General features: G+C 41.5%; 3 protein-coding genes. 2 read left to right on the forward strand and 1 reads right to left on the reverse strand.

Features of this window, described 5'->3' with window-relative positions; translation table 11 throughout:
- Nucleotides 1-1,643 (reverse strand): SulP family inorganic anion transporter (locus tag ROSEINA2194_RS03460; RefSeq protein ID WP_007883435.1); only part of this gene is annotated, 1,643 nt, incomplete at its 3' end.
- Between the two features lie 266 nt (nucleotides 1,644-1,909).
- On the opposite strand from ROSEINA2194_RS03460, the gene ROSEINA2194_RS03465 reads away from it, so the two are divergent.
- A complete protein-coding gene (locus ROSEINA2194_RS03465) occupies nucleotides 1,910-2,341 on the forward strand; it encodes an RrF2 family transcriptional regulator (protein ID WP_044927116.1) in 432 nt (143 codons plus the stop codon).
- Nucleotides 2,342-2,654: 313 nt separating this feature from the next.
- On the forward strand, nucleotides 2,655-4,649 hold the full coding sequence (locus ROSEINA2194_RS03470; RefSeq protein ID WP_007883440.1) for a 2-isopropylmalate synthase: 1,995 nt from the start codon (nucleotides 2,655-2,657) through the stop codon (nucleotides 4,647-4,649).
- The last annotated feature ends 77 nt before the right edge of the window (nucleotides 4,650-4,726 follow it).

Raw genomic sequence — 4,726 nt, forward strand, 5'->3', positions numbered from 1 at the left:
TTCACAAGCTGCTCTGCGTAATCGAGAGCATCAACAATGTTTTCATGGAAATTTTCTTTTCCGATAAGTTCCACAAACCCATCTTTTTCCATAACATGCATAGGCTGTTCATTTACGTGTGAGAATACCAGTGTGATATTTTTGCGTTTTGCACGGTCGGCGAGTTCGTGTAAGGAATGCATAGCACTTGCATCGATTGCAGGAACACTTCTCATACGGATGACAACAACCTTGGTGTGGTGATGGCTGTTGATATTTACAATCTGGTCGGCAGCAGCAAAGAACATTGGACCACAGATTTCAAATACGCTGATGGAGTGTGGAATATCACGGAGTTTTTCTGCCTCACCCGGAGTGATGTCAGGGGAGTCGGTGTATTTCCATGCTTTGATATCGGCGGTTTCCGCCATACGTTTCATAAATAATAATGCAGCAAGTACAACACCGATTTCAATTGCAACTACCAGATCAAAAAATACCGTTAAGAAAAAGGTCGCAACTAGAACGATGATGTCACTCTTTGGTGCAGTTTTGCAAAGGCGGAAGAAAGAAGTCCAGTCCGCCATATTTGCGGCAACCACAAGAAGAACAGCGGCTAAAGTGGTCATTGGGATCAATGCAGCAAGCGGCATCAAAACCAGAAGAATGATCGTTAAGGTGATACAGTGCACAATACCGGCAATTGGAGTACGACCACCGTTACGGACATTGGCAGCAGTTCTTGCGATTGCGCCAGTGGCAGGAATACCGCCGAAAAGTCCGGAAAAGATATTTCCAAGTCCCTGCCCAATCAGCTCGGCATTAGATTTGTGTGTGTCACCGATCATACCGTCAGATACGACTGCGGAAAGCAGGGATTCAATACCGGCGAGGATGGCAATTGTAAATGCAGGTGAAATCATTTCCTGCACAAGCTTCATGGAAAGAGCAGGTGCATGGAAGGTTGGAAATGCGGAATTTAATTCACCGTAAACACTGCCAATTGTATTTACCGGGAGTTTTGCAAAATATACGATTGCAGTTGTGATAATAATTGCGATCAGGGAACCTGGAATTTTGTCTGTTACTTTTGGCCAGAACAGCATAATGATAATGGCAACAACACCGATGATTGTAGAGGTGAGGTTGATCGTGCTGATATTTTGTACATAAGCAATGACTTTGTTTAAAAACTCGGAAGGAACCGAAGCAATTTCAAGACCGAAGAAATCTTTCAACTGTCCGACAAATAAAGTTACCGCGATACCACAGGTGAAACCAGTAGTAATGGTATAAGGAATGTATTTGATCAGGGAGCCAAAACGGCAGATTCCCATAATCACAAGGATGATTCCTGCAAGGATCGTAGCAACGATCAGTCCGTCAGTTCCGTACTGTTCTACAATTCCGTAGATAATCACAACAAAAGCTGCGGTTGGTCCACCAATCTGGACGCGGCTTCCGCCGAAGAAAGAAATAAAAAATCCGGCGATAATGGCAGTGTAAAGTCCCTGTTCAGGTCCTACACCGGATGCGATTGCTAGTGCGATGGATAGTGGAAGAGCGATGATCGCAACAATGATACCGGAAATAATATCTTTGATGAGCTGCTCTTTGGTGTAACCTTTCATAACATCAAAAAGTTTTGGTCTTAGTTCATTCATGTGATGATTTATCCTTTCAGTAAAAAATATATAAAATAATTATAAAAAAACTATAAACACGCAAGTTAAAATTTTAGCACTGTGCAATACCTATTTCAAGGAAATACACTTGTTAATTTTTTGACAACTTGTTTTTTAGGCAATACATAAGGGATACAGTTTAATTCCTATTGACATAGTATGAATAGAGGAATATACTGAATATAATGATTTTACAGTGCAAATTTGTTTTTTTAATGACAAATTTTATCGGGAAGGAATATATTATGAAAGTATCAACAAAAGGCAGATATGCATTAAGATTAATGCTGGATCTTGCAGTGAATAATACCGGAGAACCGATTAGTCTGAAAGATATTGCAAGAAGACAGGGGATTTCGGATAAATACTTAGAGCAGATTATCTCTGTTTTGAATAAGGCAAAATACGTGAAGAGCATCCGTGGTGCGCAGGGAGGATACATATTAACCAAAAAGCCTGAGGAATATACAATAGGCATGATTCTCAGACTGACAGAGGGAAGTCTTGCGCCGGTAGCATGCGTGGAAGAAGAGAATACCTGTGAAAAAATCCATGACTGCGCAACAATTCTTGTATGGCAGAAGATGAACGAAGCAATCAATGACGTGGTAGATCATATGACATTGCAGGATCTCGTAGACTATGAGATGAAGGAGTGCTCGGATTATGTAATTTGATTTTTGTGATAAAAAACATCAATGAAAGAGATTAAATTTAATCATTTCATTCTTTCTATCACCGTGTTAAGATTACATCAGATTTGTTGATGTATTTTATGCAAAGAAAGAATTGCGGTAATGCTTCCAGAGATTTGTACATTTATTGTGCAGATGATCAGAATATAAGGTTCTTTCTTTGTGATAAATGAAACGATGAAGAGAAGCAAATATTTAATATGACATATAAGATGCCGCATTAGTTTCGCCTCTATGATTCGGATGAATCGTAGAGGTTTTTTGCTGGGTTTTAATAAGGAAAGGAAATTTGAAAATGAAAAACGTAAACAAATATGAAAGACAATATTTTATGCCGCCGGTCTGTGAGTATGACTGGGCAAAAAAAGACCATATTGAAAAAGCACCAATCTGGTGTTCCGTCGATCTTCGTGATGGAAATCAGGCTTTGATCGAGCCAATGAGTCTGGACGAAAAGCTTGAATTTTTCCAGATGTTAGTGGATATCGGATTCAAGGAAATTGAGGTTGGTTTCCCGGCAGCTTCTGAGACAGAATTTATTTTCATGAGAACATTGATCGAGCGTGATATGATCCCGGATGATGTGACCGTACAGGTTTTGACACAGGCGAGAGAACATATTATTAAGAAAACATTTGAGGCGGTCAAGGGTGCGCCGCATGCAGTCATTCACCTTTACAATTCTACTTCTGTGGCACAGCGCGAACAGGTATTTAAAAAGAGCAAAGAGCAGATCAAACAGCTTGCAGTCGATGGCGCAGAATTGCTGAAAAAACTGGCAGACGAGACAGAGGGGGATTTCTCTTTCGAGTACAGTCCTGAAAGTTTCCACGGCACAGAAGTGGATTATGCAGTGGAAGTATGTAATGCGGTACTTGATGTATGGCAGCCATCTGCACAGAATAAGGCGATCATCAACATTCCGGCTACTGTAGAAACAGCAATGCCGCATGTGTTCGCAACCCAGATCGAGTATGTAAGTAAAAATTTGAAATATCGTGACAATGTTGTTTTAAGCCTTCATCCACACAACGACAGAGGATGCGGCGTCAGCGATGCAGAACTTGGACTGCTTGCTGGAGCAGACCGGATTGAGGGAACCTTATTTGGAAACGGAGAGCGTACCGGTAACGTGGATATCATCACAGTCGCAATGAACATGTATTCCTATGGAATTGATCCGCAGCTCGATTTTTCCAATATGCCACATATCCGCGAAGTGTATGAGCGTCTGACCAGAATGCAGGTAAATGACCGTCAGCCGTATGCTGGTAATCTGGTATTCTCTGCATTTTCCGGTTCTCATCAGGATGCGATCGCCAAAGGTATGGCGTGGAGAGAAGAGAAGAAGCTTAACACATGGACAGTTCCATATCTTCCAATCGATCCGGTGGATGTTGGCAGAACGTACGATTCCGATGTTATCCGTATCAACAGCCAGTCCGGTAAGGGTGGAATCAGTTACATACTGAAACAGAACTTTTCTATTTCCGTGCCGGAGAAGATGCGCGAGGAAGTTGGTTACGCTGTGAAACAGGTATCCGACGAGGAACACAAAGAGTTGTCTCCACAGTGGGTTTACGAGATTTTCGAGGACAATTACATTCATTATACTCCATACTTCCAGATTTCCGAGTGTCATTTCCGTCAGGATGATGGCATTATGGCAGAGGCAACGATTCAGTATGGAGAGAAAAAGACGATTGTAGATGCTAATGGAAATGGACGTCTGGATGCGATCAGTAACACGATTAAGCAGTATTTTGGAATTACTTATGAACTGTCCACTTATGAGGAGCATGCATTGTCCCATGGTTCATCCTCCAAGGCGATGGCTTATGTTGGTATCACCCACGACGGAAAGAATTACTGGGGCGCAGGCATGGATGAGGATATCATCAAGGCGTCTATCCATGCGCTTGTGGTAGCAGTCAACAAACTTCCGGAGATGACCAAAGATGACAATCATCAGGATGACCGTCTGGTTTCCATGTTAAATTATATCCAGACAAATTATCAGACTGTAACATTAGAGAATATGGCAGAACAGTTCCATCTGTCAGAACCATACATTTCCAAATATATTAAAGATAAATCCGGTAAAACATTTGGAGAACACGTTGCACACACCAGAATGAAACGTGCCAAGACGTTGTTGAAAAATGGCAACATGACAGTTGAGAATATTTCCTATGCGGTTGGTTATCAGAATGTGGAGCATTTTAACAGAACCTTTAAGAAAACATTTGAGATGACACCACTGCAGTACCGGAATTTAAGTAGAGAGTAAACCAGAGTTTAGGTTTTGAACTGCCGCTTGTAGGTGGTGTTACGGATTTTCGTAGGTTATGTTAATTGCATGCCTAT

The sequence above is a fragment of the Roseburia inulinivorans DSM 16841 genome, assembly GCF_000174195.1.
GTDB classification, from domain to species: Bacteria; Bacillota; Clostridia; order Lachnospirales; family Lachnospiraceae; genus Roseburia; species Roseburia inulinivorans.

Excerpts from the sequence above, each read along its gene's own strand:
- ROSEINA2194_RS03465 (WP_044927116.1), top strand. The coding sequence starts at position 1,910 with ATGAAAGTATCAACAAAAGGCAGATATGCATTAAGATTAATGCTGGAT.
- ROSEINA2194_RS03470 (WP_007883440.1), top strand. The coding sequence starts at position 2,655 with ATGAAAAACGTAAACAAATATGAAAGACAATATTTTATGCCGCCGGTC.